The sequence below is a fragment of the Roseobacter cerffii genome, assembly GCF_054226325.1.
In genome coordinates, this window is record NZ_CM135757.1 from 2,442,486 (window position 1) to 2,464,313 (window position 21,828).

Below are 21,828 nucleotides of genomic sequence, written 5' to 3' on the forward strand. Positions count from 1 at the left end.
TTTGCCGAGATACACGTCTGCGTTGAACATGGTTCGCATAACAAAACGACCCAAAAAGGAAAAAGGGACAGAACATGACAACCAAACTGGTGATTGGCCTTGACGGCGAAGGGTCTGGTGACCGCGCCCTCAGCTTCGCCACCGATCTTGCCAACAGGATCGACGATTGCGAGCTCGTGGTGGCCTATGTGATCGAGTGGTCACCCTACTCGTTCCAGACAGCCGAGGAAAACGCACAGCGCCACAAGCGTCGTGAAGAAGAGATCGCCACCGCACGGGAGCGCGTTGTCGACCCTGCGGTCGAGGCACTGAACAACAAGGGGATGAAAGCGACAGGCGTCGTGCGCCATGGCGACGTGGCCCAGACACTCAACAACATCTGCGAGAAAGAAGGTGGGCACCAGATCATCGTGTGCCGGTCGTCGGAGGGCGGGATTACAAAACGCATCTTCGGCAGCTCGACCGCAAATCTCGTCATGAGCGCGACCGTCCCGGTCACGGTCATCGCATAAGGGGGACAACCATGAAATTCTTGAAAACAGGTCTTATCACGACAGCGGCCCTGGGTGCCGCCCTGCCAGCGTATGCACAAGAGGACGCAACACTGGACGAGCGGGTGAACGCGGCGTTTGCCGAGTTTACCGGGCCCTTCGTCAGCCTCATCTTCGCGCCTTTGCCCGGGACGAGCTTTCCCTGGATCGTTCTGTGGCTCGTGGTCGCGGCCTCGATCTTCACCGTTTACTTCTCCTTTGTGCAGCTGCGGTTCTTCACCCATTCGATTTCGCTGGTCAAAGGCGACTATTCAGACCCCGATGACGCAGGCGAGGTCAGCCACTTCCAGGCCCTGGCCACGGCGCTCTCGGGCACGGTCGGTCTCGGCAACATCGCGGGCGTCGCGGTCGCGGTCGGAATAGGCGGGCCGGGTGCCACCTTCTGGATGATCCTCGCGGGCCTGCTCGGCATGGCTTCAAAGTTCACTGAATGTACGCTGGGCGTGAAATACCGCAACGAATACCCTGACGGCACCGTCTCGGGCGGCCCGATGTATTACATGTCCAAGGGCTTCAAGGAACGTGGCCTGCCTGGTGGTGGGCTGCTGGCGATCCTGTTTTCGGTCTTTTGTATTCTGGGCGCCCTGGGTGGCGGCAATATGTTCCAGGCCAATCAGGCGCATGCGCAGATCACCCAGATCACGGGCGAATATCCGGGCTGGATCACCGGCCTCATCTTTGCCGCGGTAGTCTTTGCGGTGATCGTCGGTGGTATCAAATCCATCGCCCGGGTGACCGAAAAGGTCGTGCCTTTCATGGGCATCATGTATGTGGGTGCAGCACTCGTCATCCTGATCGTGAACTACGACATGATCGGCTGGGCCTTTGGCCAGATCTTCGCGGGCGCCTTCACCGGTCTCGGCGTGGCGGGCGGCTTTGTCGGCGCGCTGATCCAGGGCTTCAAGCGGGCCGCCTTCTCCAACGAGGCGGGCGTGGGGTCGGCAGCCATCGCCCACTCCGCCGTGCGCACCAAGGAGCCGATCACCGAAGGTTTCGTGTCGCTGTTGGAGCCGCTCATCGACACGGTTGTGATCTGTACCATGACAGCGCTGGTGATCATCATCTCGCAGCAGCTGATCATCGATGAAGCCACCGGCAACTACATGCTGAACGAGGCGGGCAGCGCGATTGCGACGGTTGATGGCAACTCCGGTGTGGCGCTGACCTCTGCGGCCTTCGCCTCGGGCATCAGCTGGTTCCCGTATATCCTGGCGCTTGCGGTGGTGCTCTTTGCCTTCTCCACCATGATCTCCTGGTCCTACTACGGCTTGAAGGCGTGGACCTACCTCTTCGGTGAAGGCAAGATGTCGGAGCTGATCTTCAAGATCATCTTCTGCATCTTCATCGTGATTGGTGCCGCAGCAAGCCTCGGCCCCGTGATCGACTTCTCGGATGCAGCGATCTTTGCCATGGCCGTGGTGAATATCACTGCGCTTTACTTCCTGATGTCGATCGTGCGGGAAGAGCTGCGCTCCTACTCTGCACGGTTGCGGAGCGGCGAGATCAAGAAGTTCGCCCATTAAGACAAAACCCAAGGCGGCCTCGGTCGCCTTGGGACCCCGCCCGGGCCGATCTGCCCGGTGCGTCAGGACGTATAGCCCGCCACAACCTGCAACAGCCTGAAGGCCGTGGCCGCGTCATTCTCGATCACCGAAAGCAGCTCTTCCGAGCCCAGGCGCAGGGCCTTCACATCCGTCTTCGCCTGCATGGTCAACGCGCGTGGTACGTTGCGGATCACACCCAGCTCCCCCACCAGCGTGCCCTGCCCCACCTCGGCCAGCGGCGCCTCTGCGCTGCCCTCCTCCGGATGGTACAACACGGCCTCGCCTGACAGGATCATATAGGCTCCATCCGTTGGCATATCGGACTTGCGGAAGATCACATCACCCGCAGCAGCCGTGAACCAGCGCGCCCCGAACGCCAGCAGACGCAGCTGCTTCCGATTCAACCCAGAAAACAGCGGCGTTGTCTCAAGCGCCCGCACCTTGCGCAGCAAGTCCGCGCTGGCCGCACCATCGTCCTGACTGGGCCCATCGACGTCCGCGGAGACCATCCGTCCCTGCCGGATCTCGAGGTGGCTGTCAAAGTCGTCGTAGTTTTCGAACCCATCGCCGAGGTAGATCATGGTTGTATCTGGCAGCAGCACGCGTAACCGCTTCAACGCAGCCGAGCGCTCGCCCGGCGCATCGCCATTCAAGACGTCGTCCAAAACCAGAATGTCCGGCCGCTTGATTGCCGCCCGGCTGATGGCAAGCGGTTCGGCGAAGGATGCCGGCAAATCGGAACCACCGAGGGACAGGGGTAGATCATAAATCAACTCGGTGATCCGGGTGCGGAGCCCAGCTCTGTCGAGCACCTCTGCGGTGATCCTGCGCAATTCATCCGCGCGTCCGCCCGCGCCGTCGGAGATTTTCCCAAAGAGCGCATTCTCCAAGACGGTCAAACCCGGCGCCACGGCATCCGGCTTGAGTGGCGCGTAGAGCGACATCAGCGCACTGCGTGCGTTGAACCCATTGGCCTTGCGCAGGCTGAGAATGCGCCCTTGCATCTCCTCGGTGAAGGCAGGACCAATCTGCTCAGCGGAGATTTGCGCCGGGACGGTCATGAGCAGGATTTTCTCCGCTTCGGTCAGCGGCTTTGCACCGGCCTTCCGGCGCCCCCGCACCAGCCTGACCGATTGCTCGAAGAGATCCGGGTCGAGACCAAGCTTGCGGAACAGCGGATGCTCCGTGCCATCCGTTCCGAAAATCCGGTGCAGAAGTGCGATCACATCTCGCGAAAGATCCAGCAGGTCGGCTTCCAGCCCAAAGCTGCGGATCAGGGCAAAGAGATCCGTCTGTGCTGCGAGTTCGGCCTGGCTCAGCGACCGCCGCATGGTTGCAAAGAGAAGGTTGCTGGTGACCGGAAGCGCGGGATTGTAGCGCTCGGGATCAAAACGATAGACATGACGGTCGAGGCCTGCGGCGGTCACCGCGTCCCAGACCTGCGGTCGTACCGCGACCAGCGCATCGCCGAGCGTGGCGCGAGTGGCCTCACTTACCTTCTGGTCCAGCGCCCGGCGATAGAGCGCGTCCGCCGCGCCCATCCCTTCGAGCAACTCGTGCCACCAGCCATGAAGCTCTGTCGAGCTCTCGAGCCCGGCAATTGCAGGGGCCAGCCAATCGGCCTGCATCGGATCGCCGCTGTTGCCCGCGCGCGCGCTTTCCTCCGCCTCCCGGCGAATGTCGTCCGGCACCTGCTCTCCCGGCTGCGGCTTCAGGGGCATCACCGCGTTGTCCTCAAGACTGCCGCGAAACAAGACAGGCGGTGTCTGAGCATGACCGATCCGCGCCGCGATCACCGACTGGTGCAGCCCGGCCAGCGGCAGGTCGCCCACTGTCACCTCACCGGCTGCAGGCATCACCTCGCGGGTCAGCAGATCCGCAAGCGCCTGCCGGTCCTCGACACTCGGCGCGTCAATCGCCACCAGCGACCCGGGCGCAAACCGCGCCGTGATCTTCTCCAGCACCGGGTTGCCATCCGCATCGGTCACGGTCACATCGCTCAGCGCAATCGCACCGCTGAGATGCGGGATATCGTCGACCGTACCCTGCAACAGCGCCTCATCGATCACCCCAACGGGCGAGAATTTTTCCGTCACCGTCTCCCAGCGCAGGCTCATGTCCTGTGCCTGATTGTAAAAGGTCAGCAACTCTTTCCACGGGCTGGAAAGATCTTTGTAGGCGGCGAGCGCCGCCACCAGCGCACCCAGCGAGACGGCCCCTTGGATCACCAGATAACCACCGACTGAGAAGAAGAAAAACGGCGTGAGCTGCGTGATGAAGTTGTTGAGAAATTTCATGAAGAACTTTTTCTGATAGATACGCAGCCGTATGCCGAAGATGATGCCAAGTCGGTAGCTGATCATCGAGAGGCGGTACCGCCAACCACCGTGAATGCGCAGCTCGGACGCACCCGCGGCGCTTTCTCCGATAAGCGCCGCAAGATGGCGGACCTCCTTGATCCGCTCTTTATTCATGAGGTTGATGTGCCGCTGCAATCGGGGAATGAGCCAGGCCTGCAACGGTATGAGCGCGACGGCGGCGAGGCCGAACCAGGGGCTTTGCAGGAAGAGAAACACCAGGATCGTGAGCATCTGCCCCGCCTGCAGCACGGGCTGGGTCAGCGCGTCGCCCATCATACCACCCATCGGCTCGGTCTCGCCGGTGATCATGGCGACAAGTTCCCCTTGGGATGTGCGGCGGAAGTACGCCTTGGGAAACCGCAGCATCCGCGAGATCAGGCTATAGCGCAGGCGACGCAGCAGACGTTCCGACAAAACGCCTTTCATGGTGTTGATTCGCATCTTCAGCAGCCCGTGCGCCAGCACCGACGCGAGGAAGGCACCACAGAGCAGGAATAGAAACCCAAGCTGCGTGAACTCGACGCCGAAAGCGATGACAACCGTGTTCTGCGCGCCAATCGCATCGTTGATGATCCGTTTTGGCAGCTCCAATGTCAGATAAAGAAATGGAAACAACGTACTGGTGATCAACAGAAGTTTCAGTTGGTCACGCTTTGAATACTTCCAAATAAATTGAAAGAGAGTTTTTTCTATGGTTCGCACCCCCATGCGAGACGCGGGTCCTGTTGTCCGACGTCCTATATGATTTCGGGCACCATAGCGCAGCAGATGTTATTCGCGAAATGACTTCCTGGGTCCGAAAAGCCGCGTGGCCGAAATTTGCATTCGGCGGTTGCAGAAACGGGCGGGCGTGCAGCTTTTGGTTCTCTGAGTTGACCTCTGTTTGCCCACCGGCTTGGCCGCAAAGGCCTGCAAACACCGCAATTCCGCCATTTGTGTGTCAAAGTCGAATGATCAGGAGCGTGTCAGCAGCATCAGGACACGCACGACAATGCCCCACTCGCCAGACGCCACCACACCACGCCATGCACGCCTTTTTGAGCTCATCCGGCAGGAAGTGAGTGCGGAAAGCACGATGGCCCGCCTTGATCAGGCGAGCCATCAACGTTTGAGTGCGAACGAAGCGATCCAGCTTCAACGGGCAGCAGCCCGGTCATTGCAGGCCCATCCAGGGACGCGCCCGCACCTCTGATCAGAAGAACGCCTCGGCGTTCAGGCCAATGGTCATCGCGCCGATGACAGCGCCGGTGTCGGGGTCGGTCAGCGATACGGAAACCTGACCCTGATAGGTCTGCGAGCTCTCGTCGAATTCAACCTCATCAACGAACACCGCATCCGGGCCAACGCTGTATGTCTTGGAGTACTTGTCCTCGTCACCCTGCCAATAGTCAGAGGTCACGTCGCTGGCTGCCACGTTGAGGCCAAGCGCGTCCATGACGAAAATCTCGGTGATGCGCCCACCAGACGCCGCGACCTGCTCGGCCAGAAACCCGGACAGTGGGCGGCCCATGACCTCCCCGATCAGCGGCTGATCCGCTTGCCCGACCTCGGCACGCCACTGGCCGTCCCACGCGTTGATCTGATCAGCTGTCGCGCCAGCCGTTTCGGCGTTCTGGGCACGGATGGCGTCAACAACCTGAGCGCTTTGCGCCCAAGACATCACGTCGCTTTCAACGAAGGCCTTCATGGCGGGTGGCGCGTCCACGGCACCAGCGATGCTGGCCGCCACGAGCATGGGCAGGGAGAGAACGATTTTGCGGAGCATGGATAAGTCCTTTTCAGCGTGGGTGCGCCCAATCGGCGCAGGTCTGCGCTCACGCTATGCTGAACTTCTTTAACGGAGGGTAAAGCGGTCAGTGCAGCCCTCGAAACCCTGTCGCTACAACGAATTTTTCCGAACTGTCGGACCGCGAAGCCGGTGGTTTGATGTTCGCCACCTTGGAGAATCGCTGCTTCAGCAGCTTCTGCAATTCGCCTTCCGCGCCGCCCGCAAGAACCTTTGCGACGAAGGTTCCCCCCTCGTCCAGCACGTCGAACGCGAAATAGGCCGCCGCTTCGCAGAGCGCGATGATCCGCAGATGGTCGGTCTGCTTGTGGCCGGAACTGCTTGCCGCCATATCCGACATCACCACATCGGCCTTGCCGCCGAGCCACTCCTTCACCTTCTGATCAGCGTCATCTTCCATGAAATCCAGCTGATGCAATTCGCAGCCCGCGATGGGCTCCATCTCCTGCAGGTCAATGCCGAGGATCGTCCCAACCGCCTTGCCGGACTTCTCGCCAAGCGCATTGACGCGTTTGACGGCGACCTGGCACCAGCCACCCGGCGCCGCGCCCAGATCGACCACCCGCGCGCCAGGCACAAGGAAGCGGTACTTGTCGTCAAGCTCCATGATCTTGAAGGCCGCGCGCCCGCGATAGCCTTCGGCTTTCGCACGCTTCACGTAAGGGTCGTTCAACTGGCGCTGCAGCCAGCGGGTCGAGCTCAGCTTACGCCCGCGGGCGGATTTGACCTTGACCTTTAGCTCGCGTTGCCCGCGTCCGGAGGTGTTCTTTCCACTGGGAGGCTTCGCCATCAGAACTCTCCGTCTTCCAACACGCCATCCGCGTTCATCTGCGCGTATAACAGCCCTTCCCGCAAACCGCGATCGGCAACCGACAGCCGATCTGTCGGCCAGCAACGCATGAGTGCCTGTAGAATCGCGGAGCCCGACATGATCAGCGCCTGACGATCCTGCCCAATGCGCGGGTCCGCCCGCCGACCTGCCGGGCCCAGGGCAAGATAGGAGCGGATCACCCGGTCAATCTGGTCCGAGGTCATGTGCAACCCGTCGACTTTCGTCCTGTCATAGCGCTTGAGCCCAAGATGACTTGCGGCGACCGTGGTCACCGTGCCGGAGGTTCCGACGATCTGGAACTTCTCATGCGGCTGCGTGTCATGGTACGGGGTGAAATCCGCAAGATTTTCCTCGAAGAACCAGCTCATCAGCGCAAATCTTGCGGCATCGTCTTCCACGTCGTTGAACTGGTCCCGCAGCGTGGCCACCCCCAGAGGCACCGAAATCCAGTCAACGACCCGCGCTTGCGGCAGGTCCGTCATGACCTGCTTGAACCCGTTGTGCAGCCGCATGATCGATTGCGGCCGGTCCTTGCGCGGCACATCCGTGAGGTCAATCCAGACAAGCTCGGTCGAACCCCCGCCAATGTCGACGACCAGCAGGTTCTCGGTGTTGCGGCTCACCAGTGGCGCGCAGGAGATCACCGCCAATTGCGCCTCTTCCTGCGGTTTGATGATGTCGAGCCGCAACCCCGTCTCGCGGTGCACTCGGCGCAGAAAATCCTGCGCGTTGAGCGCGCGGCGGCAGGCCTCTGTGGCGACCAGCCGCATCCGGCGCACCTTGTTGCGCCGCAGTTTCTGCTGGCAGATGCGCAGAGCCTGGATGGTACGCGTCATAGATCCGCGCGACAACCGCCCGGTTTTCTCCAGCCCCGCGCCCAGTTGCACGGACTTGGAGAAGCTGTCAACCACATGAAACCCATTGCCCTTCGGTTGGGCGATCAGCATGCGGCAGCTGTTTGTGCCCAGATCAAGTGCGGCATAAAGCTCACCGTATCGGGGCGGAACTGGCGCGGGGCTCAGAGCCGTCTTTTTTTCGAGCGCGCCCGCACCTTTGGGACGCTGTGGCGCCATCTTACGCGCCTTTCATTTCGAGTTGAGACCAGAGTAGTGCCAGACGGTCAGTGGCGCAAGCGCCGCTGTGTCTCACGACATGGTGGCGTTGCAGAACGCCTCACAGTCTTCATGAGGATTTTGGCGGCGCAATGCTCTCGTGAAATGTGCGCAGGTGCGATACACCCGTCGCGTCGCGGACAACGCGTGTTCTGTCGAAATCCGGCCTCGAAAATGGCGCGGCAGCCGATAGACAGGCGCGAAGAGATCAAGGGGAATCAGCCGATGCCTGACGTTACGATTGTTTATTGGCGCGATATTCCGGCCCAGGTGATTGTGGGCAAAGGGCGGCGTGGCTCGAAGCGACAGCTCCCTGAACGCTTTGAGCAGGCGATTGACCGCGCGGCGATGAAGGTTGGCGCGGAGGATACCGATGCTTATCTGGCGGAGTGGCGCAAGGCCGATCCGTTTGCGGTCGATGGCGATCCCGAGGCCATTGCCGATGCGCAAGCCGCGCGCCTTGACGCGGAGTATGACCGCGAGCGGATCAAGGCGCTGATCAACAACGACGGCTGGGCCTGACCCCTGCCCCGGTTTCTCGACCCGCTTCTGACCCGAAAGGACCGTCTGATGGCTCTGCTGAACTTCAAGAAGAAAGACGCCCCCGCCGCGACACCGGTGAACCCGCAGGTCGAGGCATTTTTGCAAGACTATTCCATCGAGGTGATGCCGCGCACCGCAGAGAAGATCGAGAATTTCCGCGATCTGCTGCCCGAGGGCACCCGCGTCTACATCGCGCATATTGAAGGCACGCCCATCGAGGATATGGTGGCCACCGCCAAGCGGCTGAACGCGGACGGCTATCCCGTCATGCCGCATTTCCCCGCGCGCATCATCAAGGACAAGGCGACGCTGGGCGACTGGATCGCGCGCTATCAGGGGGAGGCGGACGTCAAGCAAGCGCTGTTGCTCGCCGGTGGCGTTGCCACCCCGCATGGGGACTTCGACAGCTCCATGCAGCTGATGGAAACCGGGCTCTTCGATGAGGCGGGGTTCGAGCGGCTGCACGTGGCTGGGCACCCCGAGGGCAACCGCGATATCGACGCCGATGGCTCCATGACCAACGTGACCGCCGCGCTGAAGTGGAAAAACGACTTCCAGAGCCGGACAGACGCGCAGATGGCCATCGCGACCCAATTCGCCTTTGACGCAAAGCCGATCATCGCCTGGGCGGATGATCTCGCGGCCCAAGGCATCACCCTGCCCGTGCATATCGGCATCGCGGGGCCTGCCAAGCTGCAGACCTTGATCAAATTCGCCATCGCCTGCGGTGTTGGCCCGTCGCTCAAGGTGCTGCAGAAGCGCGCGATGGATGTGACCAAACTGCTGCTGCCGTATGAGCCCGCGGATGTGGTCACAACGCTGGCCGCACACAAGGCGGCCAATCCCGACTTCAACATCACCAATGTGCACTTCTTCCCATTGGGCGGCATCAAGACCAACGCCACCTGGGCCATCGACAACGGTGGCGCGGCCACTGCCCCTGCAAACGCCTGATCCAAGGACATCTGAATGACCCGGACAATTGTCGAATCCAAGACCAAGACCGCGATCATCGGTTTTGACCAACCCTTCTGCGTGATTGGCGAGCGGATCAACCCCACCGGCCGCAAGAAACTGGCGTTGGAGCTGGAAGCAGGGGATTTCTCGACGGTCGAGGCGGATGCGATTGCACAGGTGGCTGCCGGTGCGACGGTGCTTGATGTGAACTCGGGCGCCGTCTTCACCAACAAGATGGCCGAAGACACCCGCTATGCCGACAACAACTTCGTCGAGCCGCCGCTTATGAAAGAGCTGGTGGAGCGCGTGCAGGCCATCGTCGACGTGCCGCTCTGCATCGACAGCTCCGTGCCGGGTGCGCTGGAATCCGGTCTTGAAGCCTGCGAAGGCCGTCCGCTCTTGAACTCCGTCACCGGCGAGGAAGAGCGGCTCGAGATCGTGCTACCGCTCGTAAAAAAGTATAATGTACCCGTCGTGGCGATCTCCAACGATGACACCGGGATCTCCGAGGACCCGGATGTTCGCTTTGCCGTCGCCAAGAAGATTGTCGAGCGCGCGGCCGATTTCGGTATCCCTGCCCATGACATCGTGGTCGATCCCCTCGTCATGCCCATCGGCGCCATGGCGACCGCAGGCAACCAGGTCTTCACCCTCGTGCGCCGCCTGCGCGAGGAGCTGGGAGTGAACACCACCTGCGGCGCCTCGAACATCTCCTTTGGTCTGCCCAACCGGCATGGCATCAACAACGCGTTCCTGCCGATGGCCATGGGCGCGGGCATGACCTCCGCGATCATGAACCCGGTCGCCCTGCCCGTCTCCGCGGCTAAGATCGAGGCCAAGCGCGCCGAGTTGGCCGCCGCTGGTGTCATGGTGCCCGACGACATGGACCCGGAGCTCTTCTGTCAGCTGACCGGGCTTGGCTCGACCAAACCGCGCCCGGGCAAGGAAATGGAAGCGATTCGAGCCGCCAACTTCCTCACCGACAACGACCCCCATGGTGGCGCCTGGATCGCGTTCAACAAGGAAGCCCCAAAGCCCGGCCAGGAAGGCCGCGGGCGCTCAGGGCGCACGGGCGGGCGGCGGCGCCGCGCCTGACATCACCGGCATCCACATAATTTCAACCCGGCCCACTCGGCCGGGTTTTTTCGTGGCGACACGGCCTTAGGCAGACTAAAAAACAGCCGCGGAGAGGCCCGCCCGAAAAGTTTTTTTCCGGGTAACTCCGTCTTAACGTCCTGCGCTCTACAACGCCTCCATTCGAGAGATCAGTTGACGTGGAGAGAGCGATGCACCCGCAAAATTCCTATAGTCGGAGACCAGCGCAATGAGTGAACCCATCGTCCTCGCCCCCCGCCTTGATCTGCCCGCCGCCTCTGCGCTCAAGACGCAGTTGAAAGAGCAGAGTGAAGGCGATCTCATCATGGATTTGTCCGAGGTCAAACACCTCGGTGCGCTGTGCCTGCAGGTGATGCTGGCGGCCGCAAGCAGCGCCGTCGCGGCCGGACGGTCGGTTTCGGTGATCAACGCAACCGACCGTGTGACGGACCAACTGCGCGTGATGGGCATGTGCCCCGAAACAATTGCACGGGGGCGCACATGAGCCTTGAAATCCTTGCCGTCGACGACAGCCGCACGATGCGTGATATGATCCGCCTCGCCCTTCTGCCTGCAGGCTTCAACGTGCACACCGCCGATGACGGTGTTCACGGCATCGAGGTGCTCGAAGGCATCGAGCCCGACGCCATCATCACCGACATCAACATGCCCCGCATGGACGGCTTCGGCTTTATCGACGCGGTGCGTGGCCAGGACAAGCACCGCGCCACCCCTATTCTGGTGCTGACTACCGAAGCGGCTCCCGAGCTCAAGGCCCGCGCCCGCGATGCGGGTGCAACCGGCTGGATTGTCAAACCCTTCGATCCGACCAAGCTGATCAAAGCGCTCCAGATGGTCGCCGGGTAAGGGGGGTCTCATGTCTGATTCCAATGATCCAATGGCAGAGATCCGCGCGTCGTTTTTCATCGAATGCGAGGAACTTCTGGAAGCACTGCAAGACGGCCTGCAAGCGCTCGACGACGGCGATGAAGACCCTGAAACGATCAACATCGTTTTCCGGGCTGTTCACTCCATCAAGGGCGGGGCTGGCGCATTTGGGCTCGAAGCCCTTGTTCGCTTCGCACATCGCTTCGAAACCGTTCTCGACGAAGTCCGCGCCGGTCGTATGTCGCCTGACGCAGAGGCACGAAAGATCTTCTTCCAATGCGCCGACCACCTTTCCGATCTGGTCCGCATCAGCCGCGACGACGGCGATTTGCCCGACGAGGAAACTGCGGCGTTGCTCGCATCGCTGAACGGCTTGCTTGGCGAGGCAGGGATCGAAGAGGAAGATGGCTCCGCGGAGGAGGAAGAGATCGACTTCCAGCCCGCGACACTCTCGCTCGACCTCGACTTTGGCAGTGATGATGACGACGGCGGCCTGCCCGACCTACCGCCGCTCGAGGCGCTGCCAGTTGCCGCACAGACGGGCTTCATCGTTCACTTCAAACCGGAGAATGATCTCTTCGAGACCGGCAATGAGCCCTTTCACATGCTGCGGACTCTCGACGAGTTGGGGTCGTGTACAGTCACCTGTCATCTGGACGATCTGCCCACTCTCGAAGATCTTGCCGCCGAAACCTCATATCTTGCCTGGACCATCGAAATTGAGACAGAGGTTGAAGAGGCTGAAATCGCAGCTGCGTTTGAATTCGTGGAAGGGCTTTGCATGCTCGACATTAAAAAAAAGGTGTCCGGTGACGTGATCGAGCCCCCTGTATCGGAAACGCAGGTAGACACCGAAGTCTCGCCGGAGCCGGTCGAAGAGACCAAAACCTCAGAGGCATCTCCTGAACCTTCAGTCGACACGCCAGATCCCAAGACAGAAGAGATCGGTCAGGACGCGAAATCAGAACCGGCTTCGACGCCGCCGGCAAAGCCGCAGCCGAATTCGGCGAAGCAAGCAGCACCTGCCGCAGCGAAATCAGTCGTGCGCGTGGACCTTGATCGCATTGAACGATTGGTCAATCTGGTTGGTGAGCTGGTCATCAACCAGGCGATGCTGTCGCAGAGTCTCGAACGGTCTGGCCTGTCCCCGCACTCCGACGCGATGAACGGTCTCGAAGAGTTCCAGCGGCTCACGCGCGATATTCAAGACAGCGTCATGATGATCCGGGCGCAACCGGTTAAATCATTGTTCCAGCGTATGTCTCGGATCGTCCGAGAAGCGTCCGCCGCAGTGAACAAAGACGTCCGGCTTCATACTGAAGGCGAAGGCACAGAAGTAGACAAAACGGTCATTGAAAGGCTTGCGGATCCACTCACGCATATGATCCGAAATGCGGTTGATCATGGCCTTGAGGACTCGGAAGACCGCATCGCCGCCGGGAAGCCCGAACAAGGTCGCGTCAACTTGACAGCGGCGCATCGGTCAGGTCGCGTCGTGATTGAAGTGTCAGACGATGGCGGCGGGATCAACAGGCCGAAAGTCCTTCAGATCGCTATCGACAAAGGTCTTATCTCTCCGGATGCTACGCTATCCGACACCGAAATCGACAATCTTTTGTTTTTACCGGGGTTTTCGACCGCATCCGTGGTTTCGGACCTGTCTGGCCGCGGCGTCGGAATGGACGTTGTGCGCACATCCATCCAAGCCCTGGGCGGGCGGATCTCCATTTCGTCCACGCCAGGCGAAGGCACGACCTTTTCTATCTCCCTACCGCTCACACTTGCCGTTCTAGACGGCATGGTCGTGCAAGTTGCCGATGAAACGCTTGTCTTGCCTCTGAACGTGGTGATTGAAACGCTTACGTTGACCAATCAAGACGTTGAAATGGTGCGTCCAGGGGCCCACGTCGTGCGCGTCCGCAGCGGCTTTGTCCCACTGTTCGATCTCGGCAGAGAACTTGGTTATCGGGACGCAGTAGAAGATTACGACGGCTCAGTCGTGTTGCTAATTGCACATGAGGACGGAAGCCGAGCTGCGCTGATTATCGACAGCATTCAGGACCAGAGACAAGTTGTGATTAAGGGCCTTGATGATAGCTTCTACCGCGCTCCTGGCATTGCTGCAGCCACGATACTGGGTGACGGTCAAATTGCCCTGATCCTAGACACATCTGACATCATCACAAATGCAATCGGCTCCAGCGGGGCCGGCGCGCCACAAGCAACTACAGGATTGACGGCATGAGTGAAAAAGAAACGCCAACTGCGATCGAATTGCTGACCTTTCAACTCGCAGATCAAGAGTATTCTCTGGACATCATGTCGGTGCGCGAAATCCGAGGCTGGACCAAAACAACGCCTTTGCCGCATGCCCCTAGCTACATGAAAGGGGTCATCAACCTTCGCGGCACCGTGCTGCCTGTGATGGATCTCTCGGAGCGCTTGGGCTTGAAACCGCAAAAACAAACAGATCGAAACGTGATTATCGTCGTCAACCATGACGATGTCATGACCGGCCTGCTTGTCGATGCCGTTTCAGATATTATCGCGCTGACCGACGAAGACCTCCAGCCGCCTCCTGAAATGCAGGCCAACAGCACACCAAACGTCGTGAGCTCACTGACGCTGATTGACGAGCGGATGATCCGAGTACTTGATCTCAGCTCGATTGTGACGTCGGTTCAGAGTAATGCCGCATAATGTCTAACCAACTCGGTAATAGCGGCATAACTGCCGAGAGCTTTGCAGCCATTGCGCAACTCGCATACCGCGAAAGCGGTTTGCAATTGGCGGCCGAAAAGACTTCGATGATACAGTCCCGGCTGCGTCATCGGCTTCGTGCCCTGAACATCCCCGATTTTGACAATTACAGCGCTTTTGTCTGTTCTGACGACGGTCGCAGCGAACGGCGTCATATGATCTCGGCTCTGACCACCAACGTGTCTCACTTCTTTCGCGAGAAGCACCACTTTGATGTCCTGAGCAAACACCTGCGGCAAGATCTTTTGCCTAGACTTCGTTCCGGTCAAAAAACACGCATCTGGTCAGCCGGATGCTCGAACGGTCAAGAGGCATTCTCGATCGCAATGACCATATTGGACCTTGCACAAGACACCCATGATCTGGACGTTCGAATTCTCGCGACAGATATCGACGCAAAAGTGGTGAGGTTCGCGAGCGAGGCACGATACCCTGAACGCCTTACGTCTGGTGTTCCAGAAGCCAAGCTGAACCAATACTTCACAAAGGACTTTGAAGGCGGGGAGACCATCTTCTCGGCCAATCAAAAACTCCGTGAAATGATCACCTTCAAAGAGCTAAATCTTCTTGCAGAATGGCCGATGAGACAGGAGATGGACATCATCTTTTGCAGAAATGTCGTCATCTACTTCGATCTCGAGACGCAAAACCGCCTTTGGCCACGTTTCCGAAAGATACTCAAACCTGATGGCTACCTGTTTCTTGGTCATTCGGAGCGGATTGGCGACCCCGAAACCGTCGGCTTCAAAACAGACGGCCCCACGACCTATCGGCCTGTGTCCGCAATGACACCAAACTCAACTCAGTCAAAGGATTCCTGAATATGTCGCTGCGAGACCAAATCAGAATTATGGTTGTGGATGACATGTCGACCAGCCGCGGGCTCATTACGCAGGCCTTGGATGCCTTCGGAATTCGGAATGTATCGACCGCAGAAAACGGGGTTGATGCTCTCAAAGCTCTAGCAACGCATCCAGTTCACCTTGTTATCTCCGACTACAATATGCCCGAAATGGACGGGCTCAACCTTCTTCATCAATTGCGCAGCGGTCCAAAGACGAAGGGCGTCGGCTTCATCTTAATTACCGGTCGTGCCGAACAGCAGATCATCGATCACGGCAAGAAGCTTGGGATGAATAACTATCTCAAGAAACCTTTCGAGCAGGCCGATCTACGGAACTGCATCGAAGCGGTCGTAGGCCGACTGTAAATGGCGGCTGCTCATGAGTCGAATGAACGGATATCGACACTGACCCTTCGGCTCTCGGCCTATCTCGATAAGCTGGCGGCGCAGGTATTCGATCTTGAAGAGACAATTGGAAAGGCTGTCGAGAACAGCACATCCGCCGCTCCAGAGACGATCACCAATCTTCAGACACTGGATTTCTTACGTCAATCGCTTGAGGATCTAGCAATGATGACATTGCTGATCGCGGAATCAGGCAATACATCTTTGAGCGCGTCGGAGGTCGACAAGCTCTCTCAAAAGCTAAAGCTTAATGCGACCAAAGCTGTTTTAATCGGTGAAAGCCACAGCGACTTTGGCAAGAAAATGCATGAAGCCGACGACTTAGACCTGTTTTAAGCGTTGGTCAGCAATGAACGGCCAACCCTAGGGTTAGCAGAAGTAGGCAATGCTCTCAGGGCACTAACCGTAGTTTTCCAGAATCGATTATTGTTCTTGAGGCCACTACACTCGGTGTGCAATTACATCGAATAACTATTGCCTTCTGGCCTGGATCAGGCCGCGCCTCTTCATTTGATATCGAGTTGCTGATTTGGCGCCGCTATGATGCAGTACTCTTAGTATCATCTTTTTTGTCATTGGGCAAAAGAGTACTGAGGGGGTGGAACCAGAAAACTGTGTGTCATGGTACTCGACTTGTTCCTTTCGGCGCCGGCCTGCGTCAGATCAAACCTTACCGGACCAATACAAACCCTTTTAGCAACTGATAACTATCAAGGGCTTTGGGACTAACGTCCGGCTGGCCGCTGTCTTCGACCTCCCGATCGGCTGCTGACCCCAGTTTACCGGGTCCTATGCAGCAACTGGCAAGTGCTAGAACAGTTCGAGACCGTTGCCAGCGCACGTCGGAGCACGCACCTGTGATACTGTTTCGGTCGGAGCATCCTTGCGCATCTTTTGCATGACTCGCCCTGATGCAGGCCAGAACATCAGATGCCGCGCGGTTTCTCCACCCAAAGAGTGGCTTTCGCAGGTGATGCCCTCTTTTTCGAGGAAATTTAGGATAAATGTACTGTTCTGTTGGCCAATCTCACTGAGCCCCGCAACCATGCGCGCGCCCCCGAAAGCCTTGGCGCGCAAATTCCGGCGATCACCGCCCTCTTTCAGAATATCATTGATCAGGAGTTCCATCGCGTTGATGCCGATAAGCTGCGATGCGCCGTCATCTGCCGTTGAACTTGTCAACAGCATGTGGTTCATGCCGCCGACACCTGCATCGGGATCCCATAGACAGCAGGAAACACAAGATCCCAAGAGGGTCGTGATCACCATGTCAGGATCAGAGCCAACCGCTTGTTCGCCCTGTGTAATGTGTACGCGTGTTTCCGTCATTGCGTTTGCGCAACCCGGCAGCCTTCATCGCGGCTTTGGCTGATACGGCTCTCGCGGATGGCGGGGCCGATGTCCTCGAGCGAAACCTCTGTTTGCACGGCCCCCATGGCCTTAGCTGCCTTCGGCATGCCATAGACCACGCAGGTCGCCTCATCCTGACCAAAGGTCGTTGCCCCCGCCTGGGCGAGCTTTAACAATCCATCCGCGCCATCGCGGCCCAAACCGGTCAGAAGAGCTGCGGAGATGTGCCGCGCGTGGGTTGTCGCAGATGCGAACATCACATCAACCGACGGGCAATGCAGCGCAGGGGGATCGTTCGGCACGAAGCGGCAATACCAGCTTCCGCCACGGTTTCTGAGCTTCGTGTGCTGATCGTTTCCTGGCGCGAGGACAATGTCCCCGCTCTCCAAAGCCCGATCCTCATTCGCGAGATAGACATTCTGCGGCAACTGACGGTTGAGCCGCTCGGAGAAGCTGGCCAGGAAGTTGCCCGGCATGTGCTGGACGATCACAACCGGCGGTCCATGCGGATCAAGCATCGGCAAAACGGTCTCCAAAGCCGCCACGCCGCCGGTCGATGCGCCGATCAGGATAAGGGCACCGCGCCGATAGGCGGCGCGCGGCTGCGATGGTGGCGCAACCGGCGCAGGGGCGGGTTGCGTGCTGCTCTTGGACTGCAACCACATCTGCAATTGGGACGGCCGCGTGCAGGCCGCGTGATAGACCCGTTCGCAGATATCCTGGGTCAATTCTTCGCCATAGGCCGAGGTCGGCTTCACCATGCAATCAATCGCGCCGCGTGACAGGGCCTGGATGGCGGCTTCGCTGCCGGCTGCCGTCAGACTCGACATCATGACCACCGGCATCGGACGTGCCCGCATGAGCCGCGTGAGAAAGTCCAGGCCGCTCATGCCCGGCATCTCGATATCCAATGTCAGAGCATCCACCGGATGCGCCTTGATGTAATCTCGGGCTTGAATGGCATCTGCGGCCTCCCCGACGACCTCGAGACGGGGGTCGGAGGACAGAACCGCGCGGAGCCAGGCGCGCATCGCGCGGGAATCATCAACAATGAGTACGCGTTTTGCCGCCCCCGCGGAGGAGCGCACATCCGTGCTGTAAGGTGCTGTCACATCAAGATCCTGTGCCGTTCATGTCGCGGCCCGCGATGCCCATCGCCGTGGTCGCCGCAAAAGATATGGCAAAGAGTTATGAAGCGAGGCTTAATGCTCGTGCGTTTTAGAACCGCCTGTGCGATCAGGCTGCGCGATCAGCGAGCATCTGCCGTGACACAATCAAGCGCATGATTTCGTTCGTGCCTTCCAGGATCTGGTGCACCCGCAAGTCCCGCACGATCTTCTCGACGCCATAATCCGCCAGATAGCCATAGCCGCCGTGGATCTGCAGCGCCTCATTCGCCACGTCGAAGGCCACGTCCGTGACAAACACCTTCGCCATCGCGCAAAACTTCGTTGCATCGGCTGCGCCCGCGTCAAGCTTCCAGGCGGCCTGGCGCAGGAAAACGCGCGCCGCCTGCAGTTTCACTTCCATGTCCGCCAGCTTGAACTGCAGCGACTGGAACTGGTCGATCGGCTTCCCGAACGCCTTGCGCTCGCCCGCATAGCTCAGCGCCGCGTCAAGTGCCGCTTGCGCCCCGCCAAGAGCGGAAGCTGCGATGTTCAAGCGCCCACCATCGAGACCGGCCATAGCATAGGAAAACCCACGCCCTTCCTCTCCGATGAGGTTCTCACCAGGCACCGCGCAATCGTCGAACTGCACCTGTGCCGTGGGCTGCGCGCGCCAGCCCATCTTCTTTTCCAGGCCACCGTAAGACAGCCCCGCGCTGCCTGCTTCGACGATGATCGCCGAAATGCCCTTGGGCCCGTCCTCACCGGTGCGCACCATCGTCAGGTAGGCATCGGAATAGCTGCCCCCCGAGATGAACGCCTTGGTGCCGCTGAGCACGTAGCCCGCGTTGCTGCGCGCCGCCCGGGTTCTGAGCGCGGCGGCATCCGAGCCCGAGCCGGGTTCGGTCAGGCAATAGGAAAACACCGTTTCCATGGTGCAAATCCGTGGCAGCCATTTGTCCCTACTCTCCGCCGAGCCGAACTTGTCGATCATCCCGCCGCACATGTTGTGGATCGACAGGAAGGACGCCACGGACGGGCAGGCCATCGAGAGCGCCTCGAACACCAGCGTGGCATCGAGACGGCTTAGCCCCGAGCCGCCGTACTCTTCCGAAACGTAAATCCCTGCGAGCCCGAGCTCCGCCACCTTCGGCCAGAGCTCCTTGGGGATCGTGCCCTGCTCTTCCCACGCCTGCGCAAAGGGGGCGATGTGCTCCTGCCCAAAGGCATGGGCCATGTCGAAAATGGCCGATTGTTCCTCGGTTGCGGCAAAATCCATGTCATCCCCCCTCTTTCTGCGTCGGCACAGCGCGGCACGATGACGCTGGGATAGCACTAATCCCAAATGCTGTGCCAGTTGCGGTTTTGTCTCAGACAAAATCCATGTGCCGGTTGAACGGCATCTCACGCAGGCGCTGGCCGGTTGCGGCAAAGATCGCATTGGCGAGCGCAGGTGCTGCCGGGGGCACTGGCGGCTCGCCGATCCCACGAATCTTCGCCTGCGTTTCCAACGCCTGCACGGTGATCTCGGGGGTTTGGGAGAACCGCATGCCCTCGGCATCATAATAGTTTGACTGCTCCGCCTGCCCGTCCGCATAGGTGATCTCGGAGTTGATCGCATGCCCCAACGCCCAGATCACCCCGCCCTGGACCTGGTTCTCGAAATTCACCGGGTCGATCACCCGGCCCACATCCGCGACGACATAGACGCGGTCGATCCGCAGACCGTCCGGAGTTTGCGTCACCTCGATCACCTCGGCCACAGGCACGCCGAAGGAATTGACGAAGGCAACACCCCGCCCCTGGCTTGTGCCGAGCGCGCTGCCCCAGTCGGACATCTCCGCCACCGTTTCGAGGACAGTGCGCGCAACCGGATCATTGGCCAGCCGCAGCCGTTCCTGCATCGGATCAGCACCAGCGGCATGGATCACCTCGTCAAGCGCCACTTCGGCAAAAAACCCGGCGGTCGAGGCCCCGACCGAGCGCCAGGAGCTTGTCGGCGCAAGTTCCTGCGCCGCATAGGCAGACACACGGAAATCCGGGATCGCATAGGGCAGATTCCACGCGCCCGCCGCGATCTGCGGGTCCGGGCCCGGCACCGGCATACCAACCCGGCCCATCTGGCTGCGCACCGCAGACGGCGTGGCGATCTTCAGATCAAGGGCCCGCACCTGACCCTGCTCCACCCGCCCCCGCGCCCGTGCCATGCCGATCTGGCGCGGATAGTCCTGCGCGAAATCCTCTTCACGGCTGAAAATCAGCTTCACGGGCGTCCCTTTGAGTTGCATCGCGATCTCGGTCGTCCGGTCGATGATGTCGAACTCAAGCCGGTGACCAAAACTGCCACCCGCCACCTGGTTGTGCACGAAGACCTGCGCCGTGGTCAGCCCGGTGCGCTCGGCCACGCGTTGCTGCACAAAGCGGATCATCTGGTGTGACACCCAGACATCAGCGCGGTCATCTGTCACGCGCACAACGGCGCTCAGCGGTTCCAACGGTTGGTGCGCCACGTAAGGCGCGCGGTACTCCGCTGCGACATCCACCCGTTCAGCCAAGGCGCCCTCGGTGTCGCCATCGTCCCGCCAGACCCGATCCATTGCCTCTTGCGTGAAGGCCGCCTCAAGTGCTGCCCAATGCGCGTCCTGCTCCGCCGGATAGGGCGCCGGGCCCCAATCATAGTCGATCGCCTCCAGCGCCTGAAACGCATACCAGGTGTTCTCAGCCACCACCGCCACCCCACCGGTCACGGGCAGGATCTGCTGCACCCCCCGCATCGTCTCGGCGGCTGAGGCGTCATAGGCCCGCAATACGCCCTCCTTGCGCGGGTTGCAGCGCACGGCGGCGCGCACCATACCGTCGATCTCGAGGTCAATGCCGTAGCGCTGCGCTCCGGTGGACTTCGCGACGATATCCAGCCGCTGCATCGGCTCGCCAATCATGCGCCACGCCTCTGGCGGGCGGAGGGCCACATCGGTCACCGGCGCGCGCACTGCGGCTTGCGCGGCCAGGGCCGTATAGGACCGGCGGCTGCCATCGGGCAGGATCACCTCGCCGCGCTCGGTTCGCAGAGTGGCCACATCATGCCCCGTCTCCTCCGCAGCCGCGGCCTTCAAGGTCTCGCGTGCCACCGCTCCGGCCATCCGCAGCTTTTCATAGCTGTCCGGCACCGAGGTCGATCCACCGGTCACCTGCACCCCGGCCAGCTTGATCATGGCCCCCATCGCGTCCCGCGCGGTCTCGGCAATGAAGCCGGTGTCGGTGGACATGAACGGCACCGCCTCATCCGCCATTGCGGTGTTGTAATACGCCGGATCAGGTGCGGCCTGTGCGAGCGCGAACTGGCCAAACTCCACATCCAGCTCGTCCGCGATCAGCGCCGCCTGCATCGAGGCGGCCCCCTGCCCCAGATCCACATGCGGCACGACGAGCGTGATGCCCTCCTGCGTGATGCGCACAAAGGGGTTGAAACTCGCCTCACCGGGGCCCAATCCGTCGGCCAGCGGGTTCGCATGGGGTGTGAGCAGCTTGTAGGTGCCAAAGGCAACGCCCCCGGCGATCGCCGCTGACCCGATCATGAAGACCCGTCGCGTCACTTTGCCCAAAGGGCTCATCGCTGCTCTCCGTCTGCTGACCCGTCGCCCACAGTCTACGCCCAGGCCAGGAGCTGGCAAAGACCCGCAGCACCGCACTGACCA

At 60.3% G+C, this 21,828-nt stretch carries 20 protein-coding genes; 12 read left to right on the forward strand and 8 right to left on the reverse strand.

The genetic code is table 11. The features are described 5' to 3' along the window. Positions 1-74 precede the first annotated feature (74 nt). Entirely contained in the window at positions 75-512 is a 438-nt protein-coding gene (locus tag ACVC7O_RS11835; protein WP_458322335.1) for a universal stress protein, read from the forward strand. 11 nt (positions 513-523) lie between these two features. Beyond that, the gene (locus ACVC7O_RS11840) at positions 524-2,074 is read left to right on the forward strand and encodes an alanine/glycine:cation symporter family protein (protein WP_458322336.1); all 1,551 of its coding nucleotides are present in this window, start codon (positions 524-526) and stop codon (positions 2,072-2,074) included. Between the two features lie 62 nt (positions 2,075-2,136). Here ACVC7O_RS11840 and ACVC7O_RS11845 read toward each other — a convergent pair whose 3' ends face one another. The 4 genes from ACVC7O_RS11845 to ACVC7O_RS11860 all read right to left on the reverse strand — a co-directional run bounded on the left by ACVC7O_RS11845 (position 2,137) and on the right by ACVC7O_RS11860 (position 8,146). Beyond that, a complete protein-coding gene (locus ACVC7O_RS11845) occupies positions 2,137-5,070 on the reverse strand; it encodes an ABC transporter transmembrane domain-containing protein (RefSeq protein ID WP_458322337.1) in 2,934 nt (977 codons plus the stop codon). A gap of 577 nt (positions 5,071-5,647) precedes the next feature. Further along, complete coding sequence (locus ACVC7O_RS11850) at positions 5,648-6,220, reverse strand: hypothetical protein (RefSeq protein ID WP_458322338.1); 573 nt, start codon at positions 6,218-6,220, stop codon at positions 5,648-5,650. Positions 6,221-6,308: 88 nt separating this feature from the next. Further along, a complete protein-coding gene (locus ACVC7O_RS11855; RefSeq protein ID WP_458322339.1) occupies positions 6,309-7,031 on the reverse strand; it encodes an RlmE family RNA methyltransferase in 723 nt (240 codons plus the stop codon). Then, a complete protein-coding gene (locus tag ACVC7O_RS11860; RefSeq protein WP_458322340.1) occupies positions 7,031-8,146 on the reverse strand; it encodes a Ppx/GppA phosphatase family protein in 1,116 nt (371 codons plus the stop codon). Before ACVC7O_RS11860 ends, ACVC7O_RS11855 begins: the two co-directional genes overlap by 1 nt. A gap of 264 nt (positions 8,147-8,410) precedes the next feature. Here ACVC7O_RS11860 and ACVC7O_RS11865 point away from each other — a divergent pair, with 264 nt between their 5' ends. From ACVC7O_RS11865 to ACVC7O_RS11910, 10 genes are all read left to right on the forward strand, one after another. Beyond that, positions 8,411-8,707, forward strand: a complete 297-nt coding sequence (locus tag ACVC7O_RS11865; protein ID WP_159979872.1) for a virulence factor — start codon at positions 8,411-8,413, stop codon at positions 8,705-8,707. Between the two features lie 48 nt (positions 8,708-8,755). Then, a complete protein-coding gene (locus tag ACVC7O_RS11870; RefSeq protein ID WP_458322341.1) occupies positions 8,756-9,682 on the forward strand; it encodes a methylenetetrahydrofolate reductase in 927 nt (308 codons plus the stop codon). Positions 9,683-9,697: 15 nt separating this feature from the next. Beyond that, positions 9,698-10,780, forward strand: a complete 1,083-nt coding sequence (locus tag ACVC7O_RS11875) for a methyltetrahydrofolate cobalamin methyltransferase (RefSeq protein WP_458322342.1) — start codon at positions 9,698-9,700, stop codon at positions 10,778-10,780. A 229-nt stretch (positions 10,781-11,009) separates the two neighbouring features. Beyond that, positions 11,010-11,285: an STAS domain-containing protein gene (locus ACVC7O_RS11880; RefSeq protein WP_458322343.1), complete on the forward strand. Its 276-nt coding sequence runs from the start codon at positions 11,010-11,012 to the stop codon at positions 11,283-11,285. Next, complete coding sequence (locus tag ACVC7O_RS11885) at positions 11,282-11,647, forward strand: response regulator (RefSeq protein ID WP_263844384.1); 366 nt, start codon at positions 11,282-11,284, stop codon at positions 11,645-11,647. Before ACVC7O_RS11880 ends, ACVC7O_RS11885 begins: the two co-directional genes overlap by 4 nt. 10 nt (positions 11,648-11,657) lie before the next feature. Continuing rightward, positions 11,658-13,913, forward strand: coding sequence for a chemotaxis protein CheA (locus ACVC7O_RS11890; protein ID WP_458322344.1), 2,256 nt, complete (start codon positions 11,658-11,660; stop codon positions 13,911-13,913). Then, positions 13,910-14,368, forward strand: coding sequence for a chemotaxis protein CheW (locus tag ACVC7O_RS11895; RefSeq protein WP_458322345.1), 459 nt, complete (start codon positions 13,910-13,912; stop codon positions 14,366-14,368). The genes ACVC7O_RS11890 and ACVC7O_RS11895 overlap by 4 nt, the downstream gene beginning before the upstream one ends. Next, a complete protein-coding gene (locus ACVC7O_RS11900; protein ID WP_458322346.1) occupies positions 14,368-15,249 on the forward strand; it encodes a CheR family methyltransferase in 882 nt (293 codons plus the stop codon). The genes ACVC7O_RS11895 and ACVC7O_RS11900 overlap by 1 nt, the downstream gene beginning before the upstream one ends. Positions 15,250-15,251: 2 nt before the next feature. After that, the gene (locus ACVC7O_RS11905; RefSeq protein WP_458322347.1) at positions 15,252-15,638 is read left to right on the forward strand and encodes a response regulator; all 387 of its coding nucleotides are present in this window, start codon (positions 15,252-15,254) and stop codon (positions 15,636-15,638) included. Beyond that, positions 15,639-16,013, forward strand: coding sequence for a hypothetical protein (locus tag ACVC7O_RS11910; protein ID WP_458322348.1), 375 nt, complete (start codon positions 15,639-15,641; stop codon positions 16,011-16,013). A gap of 474 nt (positions 16,014-16,487) precedes the next feature. On the opposite strand, the gene ACVC7O_RS11915 is transcribed toward ACVC7O_RS11910, so the two are convergent. The 4 genes from ACVC7O_RS11915 to ACVC7O_RS11930 all read right to left on the reverse strand — a co-directional run bounded on the left by ACVC7O_RS11915 (position 16,488) and on the right by ACVC7O_RS11930 (position 21,744). Next, entirely contained in the window at positions 16,488-16,874 is a 387-nt protein-coding gene (locus ACVC7O_RS11915; RefSeq protein ID WP_458322349.1) for a chemotaxis protein CheD, read from the reverse strand. 128 nt (positions 16,875-17,002) lie between these two features. Further along, positions 17,003-18,139, reverse strand: coding sequence for a chemotaxis-specific protein-glutamate methyltransferase CheB (cheB, locus tag ACVC7O_RS11920; RefSeq protein ID WP_458322350.1), 1,137 nt, complete (start codon positions 18,137-18,139; stop codon positions 17,003-17,005). Between the two features lie 124 nt (positions 18,140-18,263). After that, entirely contained in the window at positions 18,264-19,412 is a 1,149-nt protein-coding gene (locus ACVC7O_RS11925) for an acyl-CoA dehydrogenase family protein (RefSeq protein WP_458322351.1), read from the reverse strand. A gap of 91 nt (positions 19,413-19,503) precedes the next feature. Next, the gene (locus ACVC7O_RS11930; RefSeq protein WP_458322352.1) at positions 19,504-21,744 is read right to left on the reverse strand and encodes a molybdopterin cofactor-binding domain-containing protein; all 2,241 of its coding nucleotides are present in this window, start codon (positions 21,742-21,744) and stop codon (positions 19,504-19,506) included. Positions 21,745-21,828 lie beyond the last annotated feature (84 nt).

Bases quoted from the DNA above. Each gene is read 5' to 3' on its own strand.
- ACVC7O_RS11835 (WP_458322335.1), top strand. From the start codon at position 75: ATGACAACCAAACTGGTGATTGGCCTTGACGGCGAAGGGTCTGGTGAC.
- ACVC7O_RS11840 (WP_458322336.1), top strand. From the start codon at position 524: ATGAAATTCTTGAAAACAGGTCTTATCACGACAGCGGCCCTGGGTGCC.
- ACVC7O_RS11850 (WP_458322338.1), bottom strand. From the start codon at position 6,220: ATGCTCCGCAAAATCGTTCTCTCCCTGCCCATGCTCGTGGCGGCCAGC.
- ACVC7O_RS11855 (WP_458322339.1), bottom strand. From the start codon at position 7,031: ATGGCGAAGCCTCCCAGTGGAAAGAACACCTCCGGACGCGGGCAACGC.
- ACVC7O_RS11860 (WP_458322340.1), bottom strand. From the start codon at position 8,146: ATGGCGCCACAGCGTCCCAAAGGTGCGGGCGCGCTCGAAAAAAAGACG.
- ACVC7O_RS11865 (WP_159979872.1), top strand. From the start codon at position 8,411: ATGCCTGACGTTACGATTGTTTATTGGCGCGATATTCCGGCCCAGGTG.
- ACVC7O_RS11870 (WP_458322341.1), top strand. From the start codon at position 8,756: ATGGCTCTGCTGAACTTCAAGAAGAAAGACGCCCCCGCCGCGACACCG.
- ACVC7O_RS11875 (WP_458322342.1), top strand. From the start codon at position 9,698: ATGACCCGGACAATTGTCGAATCCAAGACCAAGACCGCGATCATCGGT.
- ACVC7O_RS11880 (WP_458322343.1), top strand. From the start codon at position 11,010: ATGAGTGAACCCATCGTCCTCGCCCCCCGCCTTGATCTGCCCGCCGCC.
- ACVC7O_RS11885 (WP_263844384.1), top strand. From the start codon at position 11,282: ATGAGCCTTGAAATCCTTGCCGTCGACGACAGCCGCACGATGCGTGAT.
- ACVC7O_RS11890 (WP_458322344.1), top strand. From the start codon at position 11,658: ATGTCTGATTCCAATGATCCAATGGCAGAGATCCGCGCGTCGTTTTTC.
- ACVC7O_RS11895 (WP_458322345.1), top strand. From the start codon at position 13,910: ATGAGTGAAAAAGAAACGCCAACTGCGATCGAATTGCTGACCTTTCAA.
- ACVC7O_RS11900 (WP_458322346.1), top strand. From the start codon at position 14,368: ATGTCTAACCAACTCGGTAATAGCGGCATAACTGCCGAGAGCTTTGCA.
- ACVC7O_RS11905 (WP_458322347.1), top strand. From the start codon at position 15,252: ATGTCGCTGCGAGACCAAATCAGAATTATGGTTGTGGATGACATGTCG.
- ACVC7O_RS11910 (WP_458322348.1), top strand. From the start codon at position 15,639: ATGGCGGCTGCTCATGAGTCGAATGAACGGATATCGACACTGACCCTT.
- ACVC7O_RS11915 (WP_458322349.1), bottom strand. From the start codon at position 16,874: ATGAACCACATGCTGTTGACAAGTTCAACGGCAGATGACGGCGCATCG.
- ACVC7O_RS11925 (WP_458322351.1), bottom strand. From the start codon at position 19,412: ATGGATTTTGCCGCAACCGAGGAACAATCGGCCATTTTCGACATGGCC.
- ACVC7O_RS11930 (WP_458322352.1), bottom strand. From the start codon at position 21,744: ATGAGCCCTTTGGGCAAAGTGACGCGACGGGTCTTCATGATCGGGTCA.